23 protein-coding genes, 1 tRNA gene and 1 other annotated feature are annotated in these 26,467 nt (G+C 38.9%); of the genes, 10 read left to right on the forward strand and 14 right to left on the reverse strand.

Annotated features, from left to right (window positions below):
• Window positions 1-15: 15 nt before the first annotated feature.
• The 3 genes from AC4J95_RS15510 to AC4J95_RS15520 are packed head-to-tail and all read right to left on the reverse strand — an operon-like array spanning window position 16 to window position 2,241.
• Entirely contained in the window at window positions 16-660 is a 645-nt protein-coding gene (locus AC4J95_RS15510; protein WP_316404095.1) for an amino acid ABC transporter permease, read from the reverse strand.
• Entirely contained in the window at window positions 660-1,493 is an 834-nt protein-coding gene (locus tag AC4J95_RS15515) for a transporter substrate-binding domain-containing protein (RefSeq protein WP_494550642.1), read from the reverse strand. The genes AC4J95_RS15510 and AC4J95_RS15515 overlap by 1 nt, the downstream gene beginning before the upstream one ends.
• Before the next feature lie 10 nt (window positions 1,494-1,503).
• Window positions 1,504-2,241, reverse strand: a complete 738-nt coding sequence (locus tag AC4J95_RS15520) for an amino acid ABC transporter ATP-binding protein (protein WP_494550643.1) — start codon at window positions 2,239-2,241, stop codon at window positions 1,504-1,506.
• Window positions 2,242-2,502: 261 nt separating this feature from the next.
• On the opposite strand from AC4J95_RS15520, the gene trpS reads away from it, so the two are divergent.
• Window positions 2,503-3,513, forward strand: coding sequence for a tryptophan--tRNA ligase (gene trpS, locus AC4J95_RS15525; RefSeq protein WP_494550644.1), 1,011 nt, complete (start codon window positions 2,503-2,505; stop codon window positions 3,511-3,513).
• A 62-nt stretch (window positions 3,514-3,575) separates the two neighbouring features.
• Here trpS and AC4J95_RS15530 read toward each other — a convergent pair whose 3' ends face one another.
• Window positions 3,576-4,784, reverse strand: a complete 1,209-nt coding sequence (locus AC4J95_RS15530; protein WP_494550645.1) for an NAD(P)/FAD-dependent oxidoreductase — start codon at window positions 4,782-4,784, stop codon at window positions 3,576-3,578.
• A 14-nt stretch (window positions 4,785-4,798) separates the two neighbouring features.
• On the reverse strand, window positions 4,799-5,701 hold the full coding sequence (locus tag AC4J95_RS15535) for a prenyltransferase (RefSeq protein ID WP_494550646.1): 903 nt from the start codon (window positions 5,699-5,701) through the stop codon (window positions 4,799-4,801).
• Between the two features lie 181 nt (window positions 5,702-5,882).
• Between AC4J95_RS15535 and AC4J95_RS15540 the strand changes: the two genes are divergently transcribed.
• The 5 genes from AC4J95_RS15540 (at window position 5,883) to AC4J95_RS15560 (ending at window position 10,829) form a co-directional block, all read left to right on the forward strand.
• Complete coding sequence (locus AC4J95_RS15540) at window positions 5,883-6,857, forward strand: polyprenyl synthetase family protein (protein ID WP_494550647.1); 975 nt, start codon at window positions 5,883-5,885, stop codon at window positions 6,855-6,857.
• A gap of 158 nt (window positions 6,858-7,015) precedes the next feature.
• On the forward strand, window positions 7,016-7,585 hold the full coding sequence (locus AC4J95_RS15545; RefSeq protein ID WP_494550648.1) for a glycerol-3-phosphate responsive antiterminator: 570 nt from the start codon (window positions 7,016-7,018) through the stop codon (window positions 7,583-7,585).
• Window positions 7,586-7,766: 181 nt separating this feature from the next.
• A complete protein-coding gene (locus AC4J95_RS15550; RefSeq protein ID WP_494550650.1) occupies window positions 7,767-9,215 on the forward strand; it encodes an NAD(P)/FAD-dependent oxidoreductase in 1,449 nt (482 codons plus the stop codon).
• A gap of 1 nt (window position 9,216) precedes the next feature.
• The gene (locus AC4J95_RS15555) at window positions 9,217-10,479 is read left to right on the forward strand and encodes an NAD(P)/FAD-dependent oxidoreductase (protein WP_494550651.1); all 1,263 of its coding nucleotides are present in this window, start codon (window positions 9,217-9,219) and stop codon (window positions 10,477-10,479) included.
• Window positions 10,476-10,829: a DUF1667 domain-containing protein gene (locus AC4J95_RS15560; protein WP_494550652.1), complete on the forward strand. Its 354-nt coding sequence runs from the start codon at window positions 10,476-10,478 to the stop codon at window positions 10,827-10,829. The genes AC4J95_RS15555 and AC4J95_RS15560 overlap by 4 nt, the downstream gene beginning before the upstream one ends.
• Window positions 10,830-10,885: 56 nt before the next feature.
• On the opposite strand, the gene pheT is transcribed toward AC4J95_RS15560, so the two are convergent.
• The 6 genes from pheT to lepB all read right to left on the reverse strand — a co-directional run bounded on the left by pheT (window position 10,886) and on the right by lepB (window position 23,047).
• Entirely contained in the window at window positions 10,886-13,303 is a 2,418-nt protein-coding gene (pheT, locus tag AC4J95_RS15565) for a phenylalanine--tRNA ligase subunit beta (RefSeq protein WP_494550653.1), read from the reverse strand.
• 6 nt (window positions 13,304-13,309) lie between these two features.
• Entirely contained in the window at window positions 13,310-14,353 is a 1,044-nt protein-coding gene (pheS, locus tag AC4J95_RS15570) for a phenylalanine--tRNA ligase subunit alpha (protein ID WP_494550654.1), read from the reverse strand.
• An 82-nt stretch (window positions 14,354-14,435) separates the two neighbouring features.
• Window positions 14,436-14,633: a binding site (T-box leader), on the reverse strand.
• 47 nt (window positions 14,634-14,680) lie between these two features.
• Window positions 14,681-15,025 carry a winged helix-turn-helix transcriptional regulator gene (locus AC4J95_RS15575; protein WP_494550655.1) on the reverse strand — a complete coding sequence of 115 codons (345 nt, stop codon included), beginning with the start codon at window positions 15,023-15,025 and terminating at the stop codon, window positions 14,681-14,683.
• Window positions 15,026-15,085: 60 nt separating this feature from the next.
• The gene (gene addA / locus AC4J95_RS15580; RefSeq protein ID WP_494550656.1) at window positions 15,086-18,769 is read right to left on the reverse strand and encodes a helicase-exonuclease AddAB subunit AddA; all 3,684 of its coding nucleotides are present in this window, start codon (window positions 18,767-18,769) and stop codon (window positions 15,086-15,088) included.
• A complete protein-coding gene (locus AC4J95_RS15585; RefSeq protein WP_494550657.1) occupies window positions 18,759-22,241 on the reverse strand; it encodes a PD-(D/E)XK nuclease family protein in 3,483 nt (1,160 codons plus the stop codon). Before AC4J95_RS15585 ends, addA begins: the two co-directional genes overlap by 11 nt.
• Window positions 22,242-22,504: 263 nt before the next feature.
• Complete coding sequence (lepB, locus tag AC4J95_RS15590) at window positions 22,505-23,047, reverse strand: signal peptidase I (protein WP_494550658.1); 543 nt, start codon at window positions 23,045-23,047, stop codon at window positions 22,505-22,507.
• Window positions 23,048-23,234: 187 nt separating this feature from the next.
• Between lepB and AC4J95_RS15595 the strand changes: the two genes are divergently transcribed.
• Complete coding sequence (locus AC4J95_RS15595; RefSeq protein WP_494550659.1) at window positions 23,235-23,831, forward strand: nitroreductase family protein; 597 nt, start codon at window positions 23,235-23,237, stop codon at window positions 23,829-23,831.
• Window positions 23,832-23,884: 53 nt separating this feature from the next.
• Here the strand turns inward: AC4J95_RS15595 and AC4J95_RS15600 are convergent, their stop codons facing one another.
• Window positions 23,885-24,379: a hypothetical protein gene (locus AC4J95_RS15600; protein ID WP_494550660.1), complete on the reverse strand. Its 495-nt coding sequence runs from the start codon at window positions 24,377-24,379 to the stop codon at window positions 23,885-23,887.
• Between the two features lie 12 nt (window positions 24,380-24,391).
• Entirely contained in the window at window positions 24,392-24,595 is a 204-nt protein-coding gene (locus tag AC4J95_RS15605; RefSeq protein WP_010780854.1) for a hypothetical protein, read from the reverse strand.
• A gap of 161 nt (window positions 24,596-24,756) precedes the next feature.
• On the opposite strand from AC4J95_RS15605, the gene AC4J95_RS15610 reads away from it, so the two are divergent.
• The 3 genes from AC4J95_RS15610 (at window position 24,757) to AC4J95_RS15620 (ending at window position 25,871) form a co-directional block, all read left to right on the forward strand.
• Window positions 24,757-25,284 (forward strand): HdeD family acid-resistance protein, encoded by a 528-nt coding sequence (locus AC4J95_RS15610; RefSeq protein ID WP_494550661.1) that lies wholly within the window; start codon window positions 24,757-24,759, stop codon window positions 25,282-25,284.
• Window positions 25,285-25,344: 60 nt separating this feature from the next.
• Window positions 25,345-25,740, forward strand: a complete 396-nt coding sequence (locus AC4J95_RS15615) for a hypothetical protein (RefSeq protein ID WP_494550662.1) — start codon at window positions 25,345-25,347, stop codon at window positions 25,738-25,740.
• Between the two features lie 58 nt (window positions 25,741-25,798).
• A tRNA-Gln gene (locus AC4J95_RS15620) sits at window positions 25,799-25,871 on the forward strand.
• 58 nt (window positions 25,872-25,929) lie between these two features.
• Here AC4J95_RS15620 and AC4J95_RS15625 read toward each other — a convergent pair.
• The gene (locus AC4J95_RS15625) at window positions 25,930-26,361 is read right to left on the reverse strand and encodes a universal stress protein (protein ID WP_494550663.1); all 432 of its coding nucleotides are present in this window, start codon (window positions 26,359-26,361) and stop codon (window positions 25,930-25,932) included.
• Between the last annotated feature and the right edge of the window lie 106 nt (window positions 26,362-26,467).

Genomic DNA, 26,467 nt, shown 5'->3' on the forward strand with positions numbered 1-26,467 from the left:
TTTACTCCTTCCCTTCTAGGCATTTGACCAATGTTTATCTAAATAGTTCATTAGATAAGACAATGGCAACGTCAGGATCAAATAAAACACCCCAACAATAATGTACGTATCGAACGTGTTAAAAGTCGTGCTGGCGATTAAATCTCCTTGATACATCAAGTCCAAGCCCGCTACCATTGCCAAAATCGATGAGTTTTTAATCAAATTGATAAATTGATTTCCCAATGGAGGTACAACGATTTTGAAGGCTTGCGGCAGCACTATATACCGCATTGTCTCAGAATAAGAGAATCCGGAAGATAATCCTGCTTCCATTTGCCCATTAGGGACAGTTTGAATCCCCGAACGGACAGTCTCGGCTATGAATGCTGAAGTATAAATTGTTAGTCCGATCGTACCCGCCTGAAAACCATCAAAGCTGTAAAAATACATTGGAGCTACGACATAAAAAAACATTACAATGATCAACAATGGGATATTTCGGAAAAATGCAACATAGGCCTTCGCTAAACTGCGAATAATTCGATTGTGAGACAGCTGCAAGATTGCCATCAATGTCCCGATGATCAAACTAAAAACCAAAGCTAATAAACTTGCATAGATTGTATACTTGAACCCGCTGACAAAATCAGCGGAAAATGTTTGAAATAATTGTGTCATTAGAACTGCGCTCCCTTCTTCGCTCGACCTTCTGCATCTTTAGGGAACCATTTTTCGAAAATTTTATTGTAGGTGCCATTATCATGCATCTTGTGTAGCGCAGTATTTACTTCCTTTACAAAATCATCCTGTCCTTTATTAATGGCAATTCCATACGGTTCATTTGTGAAAGTGCCGCCGGTTAACTCATAATTGTCATTTTCTGATGCCATCCCTAATAAGATCGCATTGTCTGTCGTCATTGCTTGACCTTGTCCAGACTGCAATGCTGTAAATGCTTCTGCATAATTCTCGAGCTCAAGAATATTTGCTTCTGGTGCATGTTTCCGGATATTGATAGTTGAAGTCGATCCCTTAACAGCAAGAACAGTGTCTTCTGATGTTAAATCTTTGATATCTTTGATGTGACTCCCCTTCTTAACTAACAAGCTTTGTCCTGCATCAAAATAGATATCAGAAAAATCGACCTCTTTTTTTCGATCTTCAGTGATTGTCATAGTCGCAATGATCGCATCAATATTTCCATTTTTTAGTAACGGAATTCTTGTTTTTGAAGTTACTTCAACAAATTCTGCCTTACCATCCTTACCCAGAATCTCCTTTGTGATAGCCTTAGCAATATCTATATCAAAGCCTTCAACTTTACGCGTTTTGATATCCATCATGCCGAATAAACGCGTATCATATTTTACGCCCCAGGTAATTGTCGGTTCTTCTTTTATTCGTTTCGCAATATTTTCATTTGCGACACTTTCTCCTTTACATCCAGACAGCACAATCATAAACAGCAGCGGAAGAATGAATAAGGAGAATAGTTTTCTTAACTTCGACATAAGCCGCCTCCTAATGATTGATTACTTTCCTGACAAATTGTTGTGCTCGTTCGTCTTGAGGTTTCTCAAAAAATCCTTTGACATCACGTGTGTCTTCTAAAACCTCACCATCAGCCATAAAGATAATTCGATCTGCAACCTCTTTAGCAAATCCCATTTCGTGAGTAACAACGATCATGGACATGCCATCTCGCGCGATTTTCTTCATAACATTCAATACGTCACCGATCATTTCCGGATCCAGCGCAGATGTCGGCTCATCAAAAAGCAGCAAGTCGGGATTCATCGCTAAACCTCGAGCGATGGCGATCCGTTGTTGCTGTCCCCCAGATAACATGGAAGGATAAGAGTCCTTCTTATCTAACATGTCTACGCGATTTAGTAATTTCTCAGCAGTCTTAGTTGCCTCCTCGGAGGACTGTTTCAAAACTTTAATCGGTGCTAACGTAATGTTTTCAATCGCTGTCTTGTTTGGATAGAGATTAAAATGTTGGAAAACCATTCCGATATTTTTTCGAATATCCTTTAATTTTACATCTTTACTATGCAAGTTCTTATCGTTAACCAGTAGTTCCCCAGAAGAAATATCTTCTAGACCGTTGATGCAACGCAACATCGTGCTCTTTCCTGATCCAGATGGTCCGATCACCACGACAACTTCACCCTTTTCGAAGGTCAAGTCAATCTGTTTTAAGGCATGAAACTTCCCATAGTATTTTTCCACATGCTTAAATTCAACCATTGGCATGTCTTACCACCTCATTTTCCCTTAGCATTTTCTAATTTTTCCAATGTGAGTCTAATTATAAGCTAAATTTTTTTACTTTGTAAAGAAAAAAACTCAGCCCTAGAAAAAAGTTTTTTAACAACTTCTATTCCTATGTGATATTTTTTGACATACACACTCTTTGCACTTTCAATTAAAATGGCGATAAGAGTTGTCATGTTTGAAAAAAAAGGTTAGTATTTGAAGAGACTATTGAAAGAATTTTTACGAAAAGGTGAGTTAATGAAAAATATCATTTTGACTGGAGATCGTCCGACTGGACAATTACATTTAGGGCATTATGTTGGTTCGCTAAAAAATCGCGTTCTGATGCAAGAAGATCCTGAAAATAAATTATTTATTATGATCGCCGATATGCAGGCGTTAACAGATAACGCAAAAAATCCAGAAAAAGTTTCATCAAATGTTTTGCAAGTTGCGTTAGATTATATGGCAGTAGGGCTAGATCCGAAACGCTCGACACTGTTTATTCAATCGCAAATTCCTGAACTTGCAGAACTGACAATGTACTATTTAAACCTTGTCAGTGTTGGACGTGTCCGCCGAAATCCGACAGTAAAATCAGAAATTGAACAAAAGAAATTTGGTGAAAGTGTTCCCACCGGTTTCTTTATTTACCCAGTTTCTCAAGCTTCCGATATTACTGCTTTTAGAGCTAACTTAGTTCCAGTTGGCGAGGATCAGAAACCAATGTTGGAACAAACACAAGAAATTGTTCAAAGCTTCAATCACACGTACGGTGAAGTTTTAGTTGAACCAAAAGGCGTTTTTCCGGAAAAAGGTCAAGGCCGTCTGCCGGGTATTGACGGCAATGGAAAAATGAGTAAATCATTGGGGAACGGTATTTATTTAGCAGACTCCGCCAACGTGCTGGCGAAAAAAGTCATGAGTATGTACACCGATCCAAATCATATTCATGTAGAGGATCCTGGTCAAGTTGAAGGTAATATGGTTTTCACCTACCTAGATGTTTTCGGTAAAGACAAAGAAAAGATTACTGAGTTAAAAGAGCACTATCGTCGAGGCGGTCTGGGCGATGTTAAGATTAAGCGTTATTTAATTGAAGTCTTAGAAGCTGAGTTTGAACCCATTCGAGCTCGCCGTGAAGAATATGCAAAAGATCCAGACGCTATTATGCAAATGCTTAAGGAAGGCAGCGAAAAGGCACAAGCCGTAGCTGCTGAAACTTTGGCTGAAGTCAAACAGGCTATGGGTATCAATTACTTCGGTTAATTCAAAAAAGCACTCGAAAAATTTCGAGTGCTTTTTCTTTCGCCAAGTATCCAGTTTTCGATTTAGTGATAGAAATCAAAACGACCTTTCGCCATGACTTCCTTGACTCCGCCTGTTTCAAAGAGGGAGCGGTCCATGATCGCCTTTTTAATGAACGAAGCCGGATATGCAGTAACTTCTGTACTGCCGACAACTCCGAAGGCATGGGTATTCCCTATTGAAGCCACTGAACCTAATGATTTGAATGAGAATGGTTTGCTTGGCTGGCCTATCATTTGATTCAAAATATCTTTACCAGCATAAGAACCCATTGCTAACGCAATTTGTGCCGTAGTTGGATAAGGGCGATTACTAGCTGGATCCATGACCGCGGACACATCACCTAAAAGATAAACATCATCATGATTTGGATCAGTCAGATTTGGTTTTACCATGACACGTCCACGACGTTCTTCAAAACCTGAGTCGCCGATGACATGGCTGCCGCTGACGCCGGTTGTCCAAACAATTGTTTTCGCTTTAAGTGCCACAAGGTCATTCTCATCTTCTTTAGAATTTTGATAGATAACTGCTCCTGGCTCCACTTTTTTTATTGGTTTACCTGTTAATAGTTTAACATCCCATTTGTCCAAATATTTCAGACAATATTGTCCGAGTTTATCACTAAACATTGGCAATATTTTATCGACTGCTTCTACACAATAAATTTGAATATCTTCTGGTTTTACGTTTGCGATTTTAGCAAACTCTTTACTGCCTTCGACCAGCGCTCCAACCAATTCAATTCCTGTGAAGCCTGCGCCACAGACAACGATTCGTAAATACTCTTCGTTTTGTGTTTCTTTATATTTTTCCATTTGCTCAAGGATGTGTTTGTGAACCTTATCCGCTGTTTTCACGTCAACCATCTCAAGAGAGTTTTCCTTCACTCCTGCTATTCCAAATGATTCAGATTGGAAACCTAAGGCAACGATCAAATAATCATATTTAAGTGTCCGATTTTCTAAATAGACCTCTTTTTGGTCAGCAGCAATTTTTTCTACGGTATCCTTGATAAATGTTGTTTTACTTGAATTGACTACATCTTTGATCTTATAGCAAATTTTTTCATCTGGTTGGGTACCAGCCGCAACTTCATGGAGACTTGTTGATTCATAGTGATAATCATTGCGGTCCACTAGAGAGATATGGATGTCTGCTCCTGATTTTTGCAATACATGTAAGGCCCGCAATCCTGCGTAACCTGCGCCTAAAATGACGATTTCTTTCATTTCCTGTTTCCCCCTTAAAATATGAACGTCAATGCAAAACTGATCACTTGCGCGGCAGCTCCTACGGCTAAAATCTTGACCGCGCAAATAAACGTCTCACGTTTGACCTGCTTTGTAAGAAATAATTGAACCTGCTTGTAGATGAATGGTGCTGCTAAAAATGAGCCCAACATTGTCCATGGAGCTATTCCGATAAGCACCGAAAATAGAATGGCTAGAAAAGCCGCGATATTCATTCCAATGAACAACTGGATCGCCCGCTGCTTTCCTAAATAATGAACTAAAGTAAAGCGATTGTTTTTTTCGTCTTCTTCCAAGTCACAGATATTGTTTGCCAACATTAAATTCGCGATCCATAGCGTATTTGGTAATGAAATCAGAAATATTTTACTCAGATTAGAAAAATTCCACTGAAATACTTCATACGTATTTAGGTAGACACATAAGATTGTGATCATAAACCCCATCGTCAACCCTGAAAAAACTTCTCCTAACGGCAGACTGGACAAAGGCTTTGGACCTGATGAGTAAAAAATACCTACACCATAACAAAATAACCCCATCAGCAAAAAAGGCCATCCGACAACAAGAGACAAACCGATTCCAATCAGTGCCGAAACAATGATCATTCCCACCATCATCCGGAAAACTAATTTTAAATCCAAGTTTTCTCTCCCAATGATATTGGTTTTTTCTCGATAGTCGTGAATTTCCGTCGCATGGTGATAGTCATTGTAATTGTCTAAAATGTCGACAGCCATATTAAAAATGAACATTGCGACAAAATACAACAGGACTAGACCTAAATGAAGTTTGTGAAAATTATACAGGCTAAAACAAATCCCAATAAAAAAAGGCAGGACACTCGCAGTTTTCGCTTTAAATTCTACGAGCTCCAAGAAAACGGTTAAATTCATCTCACCCAACTTTCTCAATTTTCTTTTTCGTATTCATTATGCTATTTTTATACTTTTTGTTCAAAGGATTTGCTTATCTGTCATGTGTTAGTTCTCACGAAACACTAATCAAGCATTCTAGTAGTCTTTACGTGAAGCATGCGCTAAAATGGAATTGAAAACGTTGTAAGAAGGAGCACCCATGTTAGACTATTGGAATGAATACCCCAAAATACAGGAAAATCTAATTCAAGTTAAGAAATTGATCTCACAAAGACTTGTTATTAATAATAAATCGATTGAAGAGGCCATCACAAAATTTTCTTCTACAGGGGGAAAAATGATTCGTCCGGCACTCTTCTTTCTTTTCGCTGATTTTGGAGAAAAAAAAGAGCACGAACAATTAATAAAAATCGCAGCTTCACTTGAATTGCTGCATTCTGCAACACTTGTCCACGATGATATTATCGATGACTCGCCTACCCGTCGTGGAATGCCATCCATCCAAACTCGCTTCGGAAAAGATGTAGCGGTTTACACCGGAGATTTTATGTATACTAGTTATTTTGAATTGTTAGCTGAATGTATGAGCCAAACACCTTTTCTGCTTAAAAACGCTCAAGCGATGAAGAAAGTTTTACAGGGGGAATTGACACAAATGACTTGTACTTTCAATGCCGATCAGACCGTTAGCGATTACTTACGAAACATTAACGGTAAGACTGCGGAACTTATTCGACTAAGTTGCCATGAAGGTGCCTATTTTGGTGGGGCTGACAAAAAACTGCAATCACGAGCTAAACGCATCGGATCTGCAATAGGTCTAGCCTTTCAGGTTTATGATGATATTTTGAATTTTTCCCTAGAACTAGGAAACGATCAGAAACCTATTCTAACTGATGTTCAGCAAGGGATTTTTACCCTGCCTTTGCTGATTGCACGTGACAACCATCCTGATATCATACGCCCCTACTTAGAAAAGCCTGAAGAGTTATCTCGACAGGATTTGATTCAGTTAGCCTATTACGTAGATAGCCTTGGTGGGATTTCCGGTGCGTTATCATTTGCGGAAAAGCTAACACAAAAGGCATTGGATGAAATCCACCAACTACCTGATAGTAAAAGCAAAGAAGTTTTAGTGATCGTAGCTAAGCAATTGTTGGAAAGATCTTATTAATATGTTCATCCGTGAAATGACTACCGCTATCCACTGACACTCAGTGGATTTTTTTATGTCTTGTTTCTTTTTATGCTGGAATAGATATAAAGAAGTCTGTTTCTTACTTTTTTCTCGTGGTAAAATAAATAGTGAGAAAACAAAAGGAGTTCAAAGGGATGAACATTCATGAATTGTACCAAAAATTAGAGCTTTTCCCAGTAATCGCTGCTGCAAAAAATGAGGTTGAACTTGAAGCAGCGATTAATTCTGAAGCTGAAGTTATTTTTGTTCTCCAATCCCATCTGATGGAGTTAGCAAATCTGTCTAAAAAAATTAAAACTAGTGGAAAAGTAGCTATTTTACATGCCGATCTAGTCAAGGGGCTATCATCTGATGAAAAAGCAATTGACTATATTAAACAATCTACCTCCTTTGACGGCATTATTTCTACCAAACCTGCGATCATTCGTCATGCTAAAAAACATCGATTATTAACGATCCAACGTTTCTTTCTCTTAGACTCTTCTGCTCTAGAAAACGTTGACCGCCAATTAAAATATACTGAAGCAGATTTAGTTGAAGTTCTTCCAAGTGTTTCACCAAAAATAATCAAAGAGCTGGTCAACCATTCAAAAAAACCGGTAATCGTTGGTGGCTTGATTCGCGACAAAGAAGACATTATGGGTGCTCTGGGAGCAGGAAGTCTCGCTGTCTCAACAACGGCAAGCACGATTTGGTCAATTTAACGATTGTTGAACGTTTATAAAGGTGTTATAATACAGGTAACTAAATAACTGCTAGAGATAAAAAGAGTATAGCTACAAACGTCAACAAACATTGGCGTTTGTTCACTGTACTCTTTTTTTAGTGCATTCTGGAGGGAACAGTAATCGAAGAATAACACAAAATAATTGGGAGGAAAAATCTATGTATGATGTAACTGTAATCGGTTGCGGAATTGTTGGGTCTGCAACTGCCTATGAACTAAGCAAGTATCATCTGAAGACTTTAATTTTGGAAGCCGAAAATGACGTTAGCTTGGGTGCAACTAGAGCTAATAGCGCCATAATGCATGCAGGCTTTGACCCAGAACCTGGTTCCTTGATGGCAAGACTGAATGTCGAAGGAGCAGAACGTGCGAAAGAACTATGTCAAAAGCTATCTGTCCATTATGATCAAATCGGCTCTCTTGTTGTCGCTTTTTCAGAAGAAGAGTTGGCACTCATTGAGAGACTATATGAACGAGGCATCAAAAATGGTGTAAAAGATCTTGAATTATTGGATCAAGAAGCACTTCATCAGAAGGAACCTAATCTTTCACATAAAAGTTTAGGCGCTCTGTACGCACCTACTGCGGCTATAGTAAACCCTTGGGAGTTCTGCCTAGCGTTGGCAGAGACCGCTGTAAAGAATGGGGTTGATATTGCTTTGAGTAATCGTGTTCAGGATATCAAAAAAATCAATGGCGGTTATGAGATAACGACCAATAAAGCCACCTATCAAACAAAATATGTATTCAATGCTGCAGGTGTCCATTCAGATGATATTCATAATTTGGTTGCTGAACCAAATTTCAAAATCACTCCAAAACGGGGTGAGTATTACCTCTTAGATAAATCTGAAGGAACTATTGTGAATCATGTTATCTTCCAATGTCCATCCAGTATCGGAAAAGGGGTTCTGATCAGTCCGACTGTCCACGGAAATTTGGTTGTTGGTCCAAATTCAGAACCAGTACCAACTGAAGATCTGGATAGCGGTAAAGATACTGAAAGTACGACCGCCGGATTGAAGCTAGTTGCTGAATTGGCAAAAAAATCGGTACCTGACCTAAACTTACGTCAATCAATTCGAAACTTTTCTGGAATACGTGCGAACAATTCTACTGGAGATTTTGTTTTGCAAGAAGCAGCCTCCGGATTTATTGATCTAGCAGGTGTCAAATCTCCCGGTCTTACCTCCGCGCCAGCCATAGCTTTATATGGAATTGAGATGCTAGAAAAGTCTATAGGAGAGTCGTTCACGCGAAAGGTCTCGTTTATTGATTCCCGTGAGAAAGTTATATTTGATGAACTTTCTCTAGATGAAAAGAATAAGCTCATTTCACAAAATAACGATTATGGCAGAGTAATTTGCCGTTGCGAGACGATCACAGAAGGAGAAATCAGAGCTGCAGCCCACTCCCCTATCCCTCCCGTTTCTTTGGATGGGATCAAGCGCAGATGTAATGCTGGCATGGGACGTTGTCAGGGAGGATTCTGCGGTCCACGGGTGGTAGAAATTTTGGCTGATGAACGTAATAAATCACCATTAGATATTCTTCAGGATCGTGAAGGCAGTTATATTCTTGTAGAAGCAACGAAAGGAGGTCATTAAGATGCATGACTTAATTGTAATCGGCGGAGGGCCAGCAGGCTTAGCAGCAGCTGTTGCTGCTTATGAAAATGGAATCAAAGATATTTTGATCATTGAACGCGACCAGCGACTGGGAGGCATTTTGAATCAATGTATCCATAATGGTTTTGGTCTTCATTATTTTAAGGAAGAATTAACAGGGCCTGAATATGCTGCTCGCTTCATAAAAAAAATCCAAGAAACAAACGTCAAGGTTCTGTTAGATACGATGGTTTTAGAAGTATCAGAGAAAAAAGAAGTACATGTCGTCAATAAAGAACAAGGCTATCAGATCCTAAAAACAAAAGCAATTGTTTTTGCCATGGGCTGTCGTGAACGGACACGTGGCGCTATTGGTATCGCTGGCAGTCGCCCAGCTGGCGTCTTCACTGCGGGAGCGGCTCAGCGCTATGTCAATATGGAGGGCTATCTTGTTGGAAAGAAAATCATTATCTTAGGTTCCGGTGATATCGGTTTAATCATGGCTCGCCGTATGACTCTAGAAGGCGCAGAAGTTTTAGCCTGCATCGAAGTAATGCCATATTCTGGCGGGTTAACGAGAAATATTGTTCAATGCTTGGATGATTTCGATATTCCCTTGTATCTATCCCATACAATTACTGAAATTCGCGGAAAAAATCGTGTAGAGCAAGTTGTCGTTGCGGAAGTCGATGAGAAACGTCAGCCTATCGCTGGTACAGAACAATTATTCGACTGCGATACAATCTTATTATCAGTTGGTCTGATACCTGAAAATGAACTAAGCCGCGATGCTAATCTTGATCTCGATTCTAAAACAAATGGTCCCTTCGTTTATGAGAACATGGAGACTTCTATACCAGGGATTTTCGCTTGCGGCAACGTGGTCCATGTCCATGATTTAGTTGATTTTGTAACCGAAGAAAGTATCAAGGCTGGAACAGCAGCTGCTACTTATATCCTTAAAGATGAAAAGAATCTTTCGAGTGCCATCTCAGTAAAAAATGGGGATCATGTAACCTATACCGTTCCCCAAACGATCCGCAAAGAAAACATCAATCGTAGGGTTGAGGTTTTTTTCAGGGTCAATCAAGTGTTTGATGATAGTCAGATCCTAATTAAATCAAATGGGGAAGTTTTAGCAAAACAGAAGAAAAGCTACATCGTACCTGGAGAGATGGAAAAAATTAAACTATCAAAAAAAGTATTAGAAAAAGTCACTGATGGCGATTTGGAGATCTGTGTCGAGGAGGTGTCCAAGAGATGAAAAACTTTATTTGTATCATGTGCCCAAAAGGCTGTCATCTAACCGTTGATGAAATGAAAGATTATCAGGTGACCGGTCACAGCTGTAACAAGGGCGTAAAATATGGCAAGGCAGAAGCCACAAATCCAATTCGAGTGGTCACTTCTACTGTTCTCGTAAATGGCGGTAGTTCTCATCTTTGTTCGGTAAAAACTGCAGATGGTATTCCAAAGAAAATGGTTTTGGAGGCAATGAGAGAAATCAACCAAGTTAAACTGCAGGCTCCAGTCAAAATTGGCGACGTAGCAATCAATAACCTTCTGAATACAGGAGTCGATGTTGTTGTAACCAGCGAATCACAAGCAAGTTAATTTCAAAAAAACTCCTCAATAGTCAACTTTGAGGAGTTTTTTTATCTATCTGTACATTAACGAATAACTGCTTGAACCTTCTCTTCTAACTTCTTAGTAACTTTGCTCATAATGTGATTGATTTCTTCATCAGTTAAAGTTGCCTCAGAATTAACGAAGGTCAAATTGTACGCCATCGATTTTTTGCCCGACTCGATATTTGCACCTTGATACACATCGAAGACCTGCAAATCAGTCAAGAATTTACCAGCAGCAGATTTAATCACCGCTTCAATTTCAGCGTTTGTACTTGCTTCATCCACCAACATCGCAATATCACGACTGACTGCCGGATATTTAGAAACTGTTTCAAAAACTAATGGCGCTTTTTCCAGACTGATCAGTGCTTCTAAATTCAATTCAGCTGCATAGGCTGATTTAAGTTCATAGCTTGCTGCCAGTTTGGGATGAACCTGACCGACAAATCCGATTAATTCTTCTCCTAAATAGATACCGGCTGTTTGGCCTGGATGCATCTCTGTCATTTTGATTGCTTTAAAAGAAATGTTCTCAGAGAGACCTAAGCCATCGACTAATTCTTCTACCATCCCTTTAATCGTGTAGTAATCACAAGCTTCAGCTTTACCATTCCAAGATTTATTTACAATACTACCAGTAACAGCGATTGCGACATGATTTTGTTCGATCGGTAAATCTTTTTTCGGATCATTATTTTGATAGAAAACATGACCGATTTCATAAAAAGCGGCATCATTATTCTTGCGTGCCACATTATACGCTAAATCTTCTAATAAACCACTAATCAAATTTAGACGCATGGTTGATCGTTCTTCACTCATTGGCCAAGCAACCCGAGTCACTTTGCTTTCGTTCACTAAAAATTGTTGCGCCTTATCTTCTGTTGTTAAAGCATAGCTAATCGCTTCTGATAATCCAGCACCTTCCAATAAGTTACGAACTTTTTTTACTGCCTTTTGCGCTTCAGTCAGATAACCTGCAACAGTTTGCCCTTCTGGTAAAGTAGACGGCAAATTGTTGTAACCATAAATACGTGCGATCTCTTCCATCAAATCGGCTTCAATCGTAATGTCCCAACGACGTGGCGGTACACTAACAGTTGTCACTCCATCCTTCACTTGAGTTTCAAAATTCAAAGCTTGGAAAATATCGTTGATTTGCTCTTGCGTTAATTCAGTGCCTAAGAAGCGATTAACCTTCTCAAGGGTAGTGCTCACTTCGACATTTTGAGGATGAACTTCACTGCCTTTGACCCCGCCTTGTAAAACTTTACCGCCAGCTAGTTCAGCAATCATAGCTGCAGCTACCTCACCAGCCAAACTTATTTCACCTTGATTGATTCCCTTTTCAAAACGCATTGAGGACTCACTGCGTAAATTGTAGCTTTGAGAAGTACGTCGAACTAAAGTGTGGTCAAACATCGCTGCTTCCAGTGCAACCGTCGTTGTTTCATAAGAAATTTCTGAATCTAACCCCCCCATAACACCTGCTAAAGCAACCGGAATTTCACCATTTGTAATTACGATATTTTCGGGATTCAACGTTCTTTCTACACTATCTAATGTTGTGAAAGGTTCATTTTCTTTGGCACGGCGGACCATAATTTCCTTACTTCCTAATTTATCATAGTCGAAGGCATGTAACGGTTGTCCAAACAGCAGTAAAATGTAGTTTGTCACATCAACCACATTGCTGATAGGACGAATTCCTTCATTCATCAAACGATTTTGTAGCCATTGCGGACTTGGACCGATTTTTACGTTCTCGATGATCCGAATTTCATAATGCGGCGCATCATTTTCATCAGTCACAGATACGCTAATCTTATCACTAGCCTTTTCTACTGATTCTCTTAATTCAACAGCTGGAAAATTCGCTTCTTTGTTATAAATAGCTGCAACCTCATGGGCCACTCCCCGAATACTTAATGCATCCGCTCTATTTGGTGTAATTGATAGATCAATGATCGTATCATCCATTTCCAAATATGGGAAAACTGGTTCACCAACGATGGCTTCTTCTGGCAAGTAGTAAATTCCTTCAGAGTATTCTTTAGGAATTACTGAGTCACTGTAACCAAGCTCTTGCAATGAGCAGATCATACCGTTAGAAACTTGTCCGCGCATTTTGCCTTTTTTGATTTTTACATTGCCTGCAATCCGCGAACCAGGTAATGCTACAATAACCTTAACTCCGGCTTTAATGTTTGGTGCACCACAAACGATTTGTGATAATTCTTCTTCACCTACATCAACTTGACAGATCGAAAGATGATCCGAATCAGGATGCGGAATACATTCTTTTACATCACCAACAACGATTTTCTTCAAACCATCCGCTGGGGATTCCAAGCCTTCGACTTCGATTCCTGTTAATGAAAGGCGATCTGCTAAATCCTTTGGCGCGATATCCTTAATATCTACATACTCATTTAACCATTTATATGAAACTAACATTGTTTCTTACTCCCCCTTGAATTGTTCCAAGAAACGAACATCGTTTTGATAAAAACTTCGAATATCATTGACACCGTATCGCAGCATTGCGATCCGGTCTGGACCTAAGCCAAAAGCAAAGCCAGAATATTCATTTGAGTCGATTCCTGACATTTCTAAAACATCTGGATGAACCATGCCGGCACCTAAAATCTCAATCCATCCTGTGTACTTGCAGACATTACAGCCTTTACCACCACATTTAAAACAGCTGACATCAACTTCTACTGAGGGTTCGGTGAATGGGAAATAACTAGGACGCAAACGAATACTACGATCTGCACCAAACAATTCTTTCAATAATACTTCCAGCGTTCCCTTCAAATCCCCCATTGTAATACCTTTATCGACAACTAAACCCTCGATCTGATGGAACTGATGACTATGAGTCGCATCATCCGTATCACGGCGGAAAACTTTCCCCGGGGAAATCATGCGTAGTGCGCCTTTTGAAAAGTCATGCTTTTCCATCGTTCGAGCTTGAACAGGTGATGTATGGGTACGTAATAAAACATCATCGGAAATATAGAATGTATCTTGCATATCCCGTGCTGGATGATCTTTTGGCAAGTTCATTCGTTCGAAATTGTAGTGATCGGATTCGATCTCTGTTCCTTCGATTACTTGATAACCCATTCCAACAAAAGTATCTTCAATTTCTTCCATTATTTGTGTCAATACATGACGGGTGCCGTGATTTACTTTTTTTCCTGGCAAAGTAACATCTAGTGACTCCGCGACTAATTGTTTTTCTAAAGCTAGCTCGGTCAATACTGCTTTACGTTCTTCCACAGCATTTGTTAAAAGATCACGGATCTCATTCGCGAAGGCTCCAACTTTCGGACGTTCTTCAGCTGAAAGATCTCGCATTCCTCGCAATACTTCTGTGATCGGGCCTTTCTTTCCTAACGTCTCCACACGAATCGTTTCAACGGCAGACAGTTCTTCTGCAGCTTCGATTTTGGCTAACGTCTGACTCTTTAGTGTTTCTAATTGCTCTTGTAAACTCATTGTTTTCTTCCTTTCCCTATTGCTAAAGTGAAAAAGTCCACTCAATATCCATAAAAACAAACACAAAGAGACCCCGTTCCGATAAAGGAACGAGGTCTCGCGTTACCATCCTAATTCGTCAATTGTGCTCTGACGCTCTCACTTTTTTAACGGCTTCGCCGGTCTTACGACAAGCTCCAGAAGTGAACTTCATCTTTTCGCTTCCTAGTCTGCTTCCAGTCAACGACAGACACTCCCTTTAAGATTGAAAAAGACTACTCTTTTCTATCAACGCTTTTTTAAATATTCAATTGACTATCCCAATACTACAAGAAATCAAAAAAATTATCAACTACATTCTGCATCTGTGATCCAGGTATCGCCCCATTGATGAATTTCTTTCATCACTGTTTCTAATGCTTCGCCTTTTTTGGTTAGACAGTAGTCCATACGTTTTTGACTTCCGCAAGCGATCACACGACCGACAATACCCTCTGCCTCTAATTCTTTGAGACGCTCCGTTAAGACCCGATCACTGACATCTGGAATCATCGCAGCAATATCGACAAATCTTTGAGGACCGCCTTCTAATAATACATCAATAATTAAACCGTTCCATTTTTTGCCTAAAATCTGAAATCCCTTCTCAAATTTTGGACAGAGTGAAAAGTCCATTACTTCTACTTGTTCCATCTTCCTCACCTCGATAGGGAGAGTATAGCACATCACTTACATTTTATAAGTATAACTTGCCTAAGCTTTAGGAGTTTCTAACAAATTAATGACTTGATTTCCTTGTAAAAAGATTAGGTAAACGCCCTTAACTGGTTTCTGTTTTGCTTTTTCTAAGGCATCCTTATATAGATGTAACTGTCCCCGATAACGATTGATTAAAATTTGTTCACGTTCAGGTGAATAATAATCAGTTTTCAAATCATACAAGAATAATTTATCTTCAAATTCCAAATAACCGTCAATAATCCCATGAATCAATATTTCATCGTGATTCTGATAGTCATCGAACAATTGGTTAGCAGGCAACAACATCGCAAATGGTTCTTCGCGATATAAATTTCCTGAATTTTCGATGATAAATCGTCCGACATCAGAATCCAGAAATTGCATAATACTGTCCACAGATATTTTTTCAGCAATTTCTGTTGTTAATGTTTTTCGATCAATCAATTTCTGAATCAAGTCTTCAATCATTTTTTTCTCTGGCATTTCATTTAATGGCAGAAGCTGCATCACTAAATGTGTCGCCGTACCAATCTCTGCGGATGATAATTCCTTTTGAGTCCCTAAAAATTTCGGAGCGTTTAATTCACCTTCCGTAAAACGATACTGAGTTTGTGTTGCTGTTATGTCCAGCGTTTCCCGATTATCTGGATCATCGTATAGACGCTTTAATTCTGAGACTGATTGATAACTAGTCGTTTTAGTTGCTTCAGGATAGGGGTACTTAAACAACAACTGCTTCTTCAAGGTTTCAATATTTATAGCCCCTTGCGGAATTTCCAGCGTTTTGATCTCTGGCAGATAACCTTGTACCGCTCCGGCTATCGTTTGCGGATCTACAAAGTCTATTTTAAAAGAGGCTGGATGATTTTTCAAAACAGCAGGCTGATTCACCGCATATTCTTTTTGGTACTGATCCATCAACGGGTGTCTAAATAGGGTCATCCCCACCCAATCAATGAAACTATCATTCTGACCATTTCTAAGGCCGGCGTCTAAAACCAGGCCTTCATTCAGAGATCCTTTGCTCCAAGTTTTAAAAGCTGCCTCTTTATCATCATAAGAACCAACTAGAAATAACTTTTGTTCTGCTCGAGTCAGCGCGACATACAATTTCCGCATTTCCTCGGATAATAACTTATTCAAATTTTTTTGTTTGACCGTTTGGAAGAGTAAAGTGTCTTTTCTGATACGATCATCTGGCGTCAGCAATTTTACACCGAGTCCCAATCGTTCATCAAAAACATAATTCCTGCGTGTATCCTGTACATTGAAGCTTTTGCTCATATCCATCAAAAAAACGACTGGAAATTCCAACCCTTTGCTGCCGTGGATCGTCATAACACGCACGGCATCTTGCACTTCTTCCGTTGGCGGTTCACCTAAGTCTTTATCCTTTTCCTGCATTTTTTCAATAAAACGAATAAATTGATACAAACCGCGGAAGCTGCTGCGCTCATAATCTTTTGCCCGTTCAATCAAAGCCAATAAGTTTGCGTGGCGTTGTTGCCCTGCCGGCATTCCTAAAACATAATCTAAGTAGGCTGTCTCATTATAGATTTTAACTAGTAAATTTGCTAAGGCTTCTCGTCTTGCAAACTCACGCCAATCATTTAATTGCTCTAGGAAAGTCGTTAACTTTTTCGCTGTGGCATCCGAATTATTTTTGCTATAGCTTTTGACTGCTCGATAATACTCTTTTTGTGGCAATGATAGCCGAACCTGTGCCAGTTCCTCTTCTTGTAGACCGACAATCGGTGAACGCAAAACAGCCGCAAGTGGAATATCTTGATAAGGATTGTCAATAATCTGCAATAAAGAAATCATTACTCGGAGTTCCGTTGATTGAAAATAATTCTGCGTATCATTAATCGATAGCGGAATTCCTAATTGTTTAAAAACTTCTAAGATCGTCAAATTGTTACTTCTAGTTGGCGTTAGCAAGACGATATCTTCATAACGGGCAGCGCGCATTATTTTTTGCTTTTTGTCATAGACTTCGAAACCATCATCGATTAATTGCCGAATTTTTATTGCGGTCATGAAGATTTCGCCCATAGCCTTGTCTTCTATCCACTCTGGAACCTCACCATTTTTTTCGTAAATTAGTAATTCTGGGATGAAGGCATCCGTTTCAGGAAAATCGGTAAAACCATTAATTAGTTCTGCTTGTTTGTCATACTCGATCTGTCCGACTGTCTGATCCATTAGTTGAGTGAAGATTAAATTAGTAAAATCCAAGACTTCTTTCCGCGAACGGAAATTTTCAGCTAAGATGATCCGCCGTCCACCTTCTTCATCTGCGAAATCGTGATATTTTTGGATAAATAACGTTGGATCAGCTAACCGGAAGCCATAGATTGATTGTTTGACATCTCCTACCATGAAAAGATTTCCTGGTTCATCTGTGCTTAATTGTCTTAGGATCGTCTCCTGAAGCTGGTTAATATCTTGGTACTCATCAACAAGAACCTCTGCAAAACGTTTGCGATAATAGCTTGCTGCCGGCTTAAAACCATCAACTTCTGCCTGTAATATCTGCAGAGTGAAGTGTTCTAAGTCATTGAAATCCAGCATACCTTTCTCCTGTTTTTTCGCAGAATATTCTTCAATGAAACGTTTTTCTACCCGAACAAGTTCCGCTACAATCGGTAACGCTTCTTGCAGGCGTTCAACTTGTTCTTCTGGAGAAACTGTGAAATACATCTCTTTGATTTTCATCAATGCTTGTTTTGCTTGATCTCGATAATTTTTACACTCACTGATTACATCGCCATAAAGCTCTTTGACTTCTTTTTTACGCGGTGAAGGATACGTGGCAAATTTGAGACTTTCGAAACTAGTATATGCAGCATCTAACTTGTCATCTGTTAATGCTTTTTCGATTTGCTGAGTGAAGGCTTGTTCATTTTGTGCAAGCTCAGTAATTTTCAGCAGTTCATCCGTACCTTGACTGGCTGAAATCATCCATTGATAGGTTTGATTGACTTCGTGCAATGTTTGTAAAACTTGTGGTCGAATCAAGTCTTGGTATAAATCAGAATCAACTAAGCTTTCCACACGATAGTTATCGACTAACCTATCCAACCAATGAAATGGTTCAGGATTAGCACGAGCAAACTCATACATCGAAAGAATTAAATCCTCCAGACCGCTGTCACTACGATCGTTTGAAAAATTCTCTGTCAAACGGTAAAAAATCTCCTGATTTTCTTCGTAGAATGTCTCTCGCAGTTCATCCCAAACATCCTCTTTTAGTAAGATTGTCTCTGTATCGTCCGTCAACATCCGATAACTCGGATCTAAGTCAATCAAATAGAAAAAGCGCTGAATGACTTTTGAACAAAACGAGTGCAATGTAGAGATATTTGCAGTCGGCAGTAGCGTCAGTTGACGAGTAAAATGATTTTTTAAATCTTGATCCGTTTCTTCATTAATTGCTTCTTGCAAGGCTGATTGAATTCGTTCTTTCATTTCCCTGGCAGCCGCTTCCGTAAATGTTACAACTAGTAATTGATCAACCGAGAGCTGTTGACGCTTGATTTTTTCAATCACACGTCTAACAAGTACGGCTGTTTTACCTGATCCAGCAGAAGCGGAAACCAAAAGATTAGTTCCTTGATCATAAATCGCCTGCCATTGGGAATCAGTGTATATTTCATTCGGGGCTTTTGGAGGGATTTCATATCTATTTATCATGCAGCTCATCCTCCATTCGTTTCAAGACTTCTTCCTTAGATAACTTTTCTAAGCGATGGTAATTATTTTCCTTCAACATCGCGTCAAATTTGCAAACACTTCGGAATGGACAGTACTGGCAAGCAATCCGCTGATTATCCTTGTAAGTAGGATTCAATTTAATTTCACCAGAAACAATTTGGTTGCCAGCTTTTTGAATTTTTTCGCGATTGTATTGACGCAAAGTCTCGATCTCAGATAGTTCGTAAAATTTGTCTTTTGACTGAGATACAACGACCGTTTGTCCATTCTTATCTTTCTTGATTGGGAAGAGTAATGAATTTTCCTTTTCTTGTAAACTTTGATCCAGCTGATCATAAAGCTCAGGCTCTTTTGCAAACAATCCATCATATTGATATGCTTTTAGCATATCCTTTTCAATATTCTTTGGATCTTTTAACACTGGATTATGAACGTGAAGATAATAGGCTCCTGCTGGTTTAATCACTTTTCCATTCGCTTGGCTAAAATCTGTCACTGCAACATCTAAGTAAGTAATCAATTGTAGAGCGATACCATAATATGCATCCGCTACATTGAAACTATGTGGACTTGATTTGTAGTCGATCACGCTTAACCAATCATTCTCGGCACTATGCAATTGATCCAAACGATCGATTTTCCCGCGAATCGCTACCTCTCCGCCATTTGATAGCGGTAGGTTGATTCCAGGAAGACCTTTTTGTCCGCCAATCGAACCGAAAATAATTTCCGTTTGCTGTGGCTCGAACTTTGTGCGAATTCCTTGTTGTACCAACCCCCAGCTGACTTTTTGAATAGTCCTTGATAGTTGATAGCGAATATAGTTCATCCGAGCTGAGCTAGAAAGAATAGCAAATTTCAACTCACCAAATATTTCTCTCAATACTTCATCAGCAAGTTGATTTCGTTGTGCTTCATTCAACTCTGCCAAACGCATCCCTTGATCCTTCAATAAGCGGAAGAAATGATCCAAAGCTTCGTGATAAAAATCTCCAGCTGCTGCTGGAGTCAGTCCATAAACGGTTCTTTCCTTTAGTCCAAGTCCAAAACTAGCAAAGTATTTATACTGACAATTATAGAAATTTTCTATCCGCGAAACAGAGACATAAAGATTTTTCCCATATAGTCGTTCCGCAGTCTCAGGCAAAAGTTCCCTTGGTACATTGAGGTCTTGAAGACTCTTGAAGACTCTTTGTGCTAATGGAGCCAGCGAGCTATTTTGTATAAATTTTTGCAACTCACGCCAAGCTGGTAGGAAAGCACGGTTCTCATCCTGAGCGAAACGATTTAAAGCGATCAAATCGGACAACAGTGTTCGCATTGTGCCTAGATGATTTTCCGGTTCACTTGTTAATTTTAAGGAATCATTTTCAATAATTGGCACATTTAAACCCTGACTTAGCTGTTTTAAAAAAGAGGAGATCTCCAATTTTTTCTCGCCCTCAACCGTTGTTGCAACGCTTAAATAAAGCTTTTCTGTTGCGGAAAGGAAGACAGAATATGCTAAAAACGGTTCGCGATTCACTTTTGAACTGTTGCTTTCAGGTAAAAACTTGCCCTCTGGCAGATTTTGATTAAAGGCGGAGCGTTCTTCCGCTGACAATAATCCTTTATCGTCAAAACGGGCTGGAAAATCATTGTTGTTCAACCCAATCGCGAAAGTGACTTTCATTTGATCCACACGAGCCAATTCCAGATCGTTAACTCGTACTTGATCAATCGCTGTAGGAATTTTTCCGTAGGTTAAGTTCATTAAACCCGCTAAAAAGATTTCCTGGAAAGCATCCCAATCAAAAGCGTCTGCTCCGTAGATCAGCACATATTCATCTAAAAGATCAAGCAAGGCTTGCCAGGTTTGTTCATGATTACGAGCCTTATCCAAGTTACCTTTAGTTACTTCTTGATCACGCCAAAAGAGTAGTTGTCGTTTTACACCGCTCTTTTCTAGAAAATGATAGAAAAGCGTCGCTGCCTCCAATCCGTTTGTAGCCTGTTTCATTTCTTTAAAGAATATTGGCAGAATATGTTGAACCGAACGGCGAACTTCATTGGTTGTCTCTTCCAATTGTTTGGCGTCGTTAAAAACATCCGCTTCAAAATCATAATCAACAAACTCCCAATCAGCTGCTTTCGTCCAAGCGCTGCCGCGAAAATTATACGCCAAACAAACATTTTCCGTTTGATCGATTTTCTCTCTGTATTGCTGCTGTTCTACGAACCATGTATTTGCCTCCCATCCAAACGGTGCAAATAATTCTGTTCGGAGCATTCGAAAAACATCGTTAATCCTGTAATGATAATTATCAATTAAAAACAAGGCTTGCAGAAACTCGATCAAGGGATGCGCTGACATCTCTTGTGTCTCGTCCAAATAAAACGGAATAGCCAATTTTTGGAAGATATCCGGTAAGACACTATTATAAACTTGCGGATTTCGCATTAAGATCTGAATATCTTTATAGCGATAATTTTCATCCCTGACAAGATGCAGAATCTCTTCACCAATCTTTCGAATTTCTTCAGACACTGTAGCGTATTGGGTAATCTGGAGCTGATCTGTTTGGCTTAATGTTACTTTTTTTTGATTTACCCAAAACTCTCCTATTTGATTAAAGACTGTTTGCTTTAACTGAGAGAATTGATCCGGACGTACTGGAATCCGTTGCGCATCAGCACTACGTTTTAGCTGGAAATAAGTTTTCCCAGGATCAGCAAATAAATTCAATGGATTCGGTTCTTCATTTGGATAAGGACGATCTAGCTCTAAATTGACTAGCAAATTACCGCAACTCATTAACGTATTAAGAACATTTAATTCTCGTGCGTTAAAACGTGTAAAGCCGCTAACAATAAATAGACTGTTGGAAAGATCTTGTTTACTTAAATGATCTTGTAGTAATAACAACGGGTCTTCATTGGCTACCTGATAAGTTATTAACGCTTCTTCGTAAGCTGTAAAGACCTTTTGCAAATCTTGAAGTTTTAATACTTGGTCTTGATCGCTCCCATTCTCAACTAAATCAGCCACTGTAACATTGCCGATCTGCATCTCCTGATAAAATCCGACTAATTGCTGGATAAAACCAGTCTTATTGACCTCACCTCGAAAAATCGTCAATTCTTCACGTACTTCATGGAGAATTTTCCGTAAGATCATGGCATTGCCTGCTTCAGATAGAATATTTCCCGGAACTTGCCCGTCCCGCTGCAAAAAATACCAAGCCAGTCTTTGAAAACTAAAAACTTGTGTGCGGATCGTACTGAATTCCGTGTTTCCCCGCGCCTGTTTCATAGCTGACAAGAGATTAATCTCTTGCTCGAATTTATTATAATTGGGGACTAAGAAAAACACGCGATTCACTGGATTTTTTTCTAACCAAACACGTGCCGTCTGAATTATTTGTTCTTTTGCATCGTTCTGTCCAGCACCCAACAAAAATTGTAATGGCATCGTTTCCCCTCGTTTCTTCAAAATTTGTTACTCGTATATTATAACAGTTACACTAAATCTGCGCATGGTTAAGCAGGCGACCAGCAGTAATTCTACATGTAAAATGAATAATAAAAAAATATGGATTTACTATAGTTTATCAATTAATAAAAAGAACTGAACTTCAAAATAAAGCCGGCTGGTCCTTTCGTATTGATAGATTTATTTTTCATATGGAAGATAACGAACTATTTCGAAGTAGACAAAAAAACTAGCATACTATGCTAGTCTACAGTACCGAAACGATCCAGTGGCCAAAACACAAATTTCACATCGGCCATTATATCTTTTTCTTTGATCATCCCGATGATTCGGCTGTCTTTTGAAATTCGGCGATTATCGCCTAAAACAAATAACTGACCTTCTGGGACTGTTTTTGATCCAAATAGTTCTTCTAAATTAAAATCGTAGGTCAGCGGCTGGTCGTCATCCAATTTACCTTTGAACTCTTTTAAATAAGGTTCATCGTATTCCTTATCGTTGATATAGAGCTTGTCATTTTTATACTCGACAGTATCACCCGGCAAGCCAATCACACGTTTGATATAGTTCTTTCCTTCATCGTCTGGTGCTGGAAAGGTCACGATATCGAAGCGTTTGACTTTCGTATTTTTTAGTGCAATGACGCGCTCCCCATCGATCAGTGTCGGATCCATCGAATCTCCTTTTACTACCACTGGAGTAAAAACAAACTGACGCAAACCAATCAAAATAGCTCCTAAGATTAAAAACCAAAGAATTGTTTTTCCTACTTCCTTTATATTCATCTGTGGGCCTCCAATTTTAAAGCTTCATAATGCTAGTTTATCATATTTCAAAGAGTTTCATGAAAGTTATTCACTTGCCCTTTAAAAAAAATTACTTTTCCCCGAGCATATTTCTTTTCTTACTTTTTGTAAGATGGTAAAGTAGTTTTTGTCAACAAGAACAAAACAAGAAAAGGTGGAAATTATTATGTCTCAATTTTTAGAAACATTAAAAGATCGTCGATCATTTTACGCTTTAGGACGAGATGTTAAACAATCAGAAGAAGAAATCACTGAGTTGATTAAAGACGCAGTAAAAAGCAGCCCAACCGCTTTTAACGCACAATCACCTCGTGCCGTTATTCTATTTGGAAATGCCCACGAAAAGCTATGGAACATCGTTGAAGAAGCGTTGAAGCCATTAACTCCCGCAGAAGTTTTTCCTAATACGCAAGCAAAAATCGCTGGCTTTAGAAACGCCTATGGAACTGTAATGTTCTTCAAGGAAACTGATACTGTGAAAAACTTGCAAGAACAATTTGCATTATATGCTGATAACTTCCCTGATTGGGCTGAACAATCAAATGGTATCGCAACAGCAAACACTTGGACCGCTTTAACAGCTGCAGGCCTTGGCGCAAACTTGCAACATTACAATCCAGTTATCGATGATGCTGTCGCAAAAGAATGGAATATTCCAGCAAACTGGCAATTACGTTCACAATTAGTTTTCGGTTCTAAAGAAGGCGAAGCTAATGAAAAAGAATACTTAGCTGACGACGAACGCTTCCGCGTTTTCCGCTAATGTACTGAATATCATAAAAATAGGCAATGCTGTTTTTACAGCATTGCCTATTTTTATTTGCCATCTTTGTCTTGATCGTCTTTGGTTAATATCTCCAATGTGCTTCCTTCACTAAGATGAGTTGACAGAAAAACGACGAACTCCGTTAATGAGTAATCGAAAGTCAAGATCGGTCCACGACGTTCTTTGCGGAAATAGTTTAACTTAATTAAGCCGTTCTCTTCTTGAAACAACACTACTCGCTCAATCTCATCTAAAGGGATCCCGCGGTTGTCTAAGCTAAAAAGAATCAGGCTTTCTTCTGTAAAGCCTTTTTTGTCTAACAGAAAACTCAACATCACCAGTGCTGCTAAAACTGTCTGTACACGACCATTCAAGTCTTGCCAACTAGTGAACCCTATCCATAAAATCATGATTGTTAGAAATAGATAAAAAGGATACTGCCTGCGTCGCTTAAAAACCGGAACAACGATTTCTCTGCGTGCTATCATTAAAAAAACATAAAGTACAGCCGTAAAGATTGCCAATAACAATGTAAATATATTCAAAAAAACCGCCTTCTAACTTGGAATGAAATTAGAATATTTTACCACGACCATGTTAGATTTGTCATCTCGCTGCTCTTGATCGATTTCTTCGCACTGATTGATTCGAACGACTGCGCAGTTTGTCATTTTCGAAATTACTTCGCCTTCTACACATTCTTCGAAACCAATCGGATGGCAACGATAACTTCTACCTAGTTCAATTTCTTCTTCATTCATAAGTAAGCCCTCCAGTATCGACATTCATTTGTTCGTCTAGCTTTTGGATCAATGTTATTCGCAATTATACCGAAGTATGGAATGGTTTACAATCGAATTTTTCACTTCATTCGCAAAAAGCAGTCAAATCAGGTAAAATTATTTTAGGGGAGTGATATTTTATGTCAAATTTTATTGATTCAATCAAAAAGTATGGATACTTAAGAAGCGCTTGCTATCTTATCCTTGGAATCGCTATCTTAGTATCACCGCGAAACGTTTTTAGAGGGATTGTTTACATTATTTTCTTCTATTTATTATTTTTTGGTATTTTACAGATTATTCGTGGACTAAGAGCGAAGAAATATACTGGTAATGTGGGTTTCGAAACCACAGGTGGCATCATGCGAGTAGTCACTGCATTTGTGGTGTTATGGTTTTCAAAAGGAATCATTAGTATCTTACCAATGTTTTTAGGATTTATTATCCTAATTTTTGCCATCAGTCAGTTTATTCAAAGCTGGAGTGCTAGAAGAAACGGTTTCCCAGTAACTGGTCAGGTGATTTACAGCGGCTTAATGATCATCGCTGGATTTTTCCTTTTATTCAATCCTTTCAGCAGTATTATGATTCTCTTTCAAATATTCGGTATCTTATTAATTACGATGGCTGTTTCAGAATTTTTCAATACCCGCCGCTTTAATCAATAAGCAATTGTTTCTATTATAAGAAACATTTATACTAGTAGTATTAAGAAGAGTGAGGTTATTATGAACACTGCAAGCGAATTGTATCAGTTTACCAAGAAATATGGGATTAACTACAATACCAATGAAGAGAAAGGGACCCAATTATTTAGTAACTTTTTACAGTTTTTTCCAAAAACAACCTTCACTTTTTCGTTTATCGGGTTTCATAAGTATGAAAGTGTGAAGAAACAAGAAGGTTTGACCGCTTATGGAATTTCAGGAAATATACTTTATGCGTTAAGTAAACAAAAAGCTTATAAATATAATCTTTATCAATGTAAGGAAATCAGCGGTAAAAAGAAACTAAATGGTATCCGCTTGACTTTGGTGTTCGAAGCTGAAGTTATCAAGATCAATCTTGGATTCGCTGATGGAAATATCGTTTTGGCTGCTTTGAAACAAGCTGGAAATAAATAATCGAGACGATTTATTTGAAGAATAGAAAAACTAGCGTTATAATGTTTTCTGTTCTCATTGGGATATGGCCAAACTGGTAAGGCGCCTGACTCTGAATCAGGTAAGTGCAGGTTCGAGCCCTGCTATCCCAATAAAAAAGAGTTTCTGCTTTCAATGGAAGGCAGAAACTTTTTTGCATTTTTAAACTCCTTAGGATTTAACTACCATTACATTACACTTTGCATGATTAACGACATACGCTGTCGTAGAACCAACTATTGCTTGCTCTATTGCTCCTAATCCAGTCGCGCCGACCATGATGAGATCTACCTGTTTTTCAAGCGCATATTCTATAATCTTTCGTTTTGGACTCCCTGAATCAATCTTCGTTTCGTAATCCAATCCACTCATCTTTGAGGTGGAAATCAACTGCTCTAATTCGATTTCAGCATTGTTCAAATGAAACTTCAGCGCGTCATTGATAAATGCTGGATCACCGATTGAAAATTTGTAATCCACTACAGTAAGGATGAATAGTTTTGCGCCATTACGGTCGGCAACATTGAGTGCCTCATTGAACGCAACATTCGAAGCTGGTGAACCATCCACTGCAACGAGAATATTTTTATAGCTTTCTTTCATTGAAAACGCCTCCCTTAGTTCTATTATACATCAACTACTTCCAGCAATAAAATTAAAGCCTTTTCTCATGAAAAAGAGATATCATTAGTTATTTGAGCTAATTTCG

Source organism: Enterococcus sp. GPZ-007 (assembly GCF_059374735.1).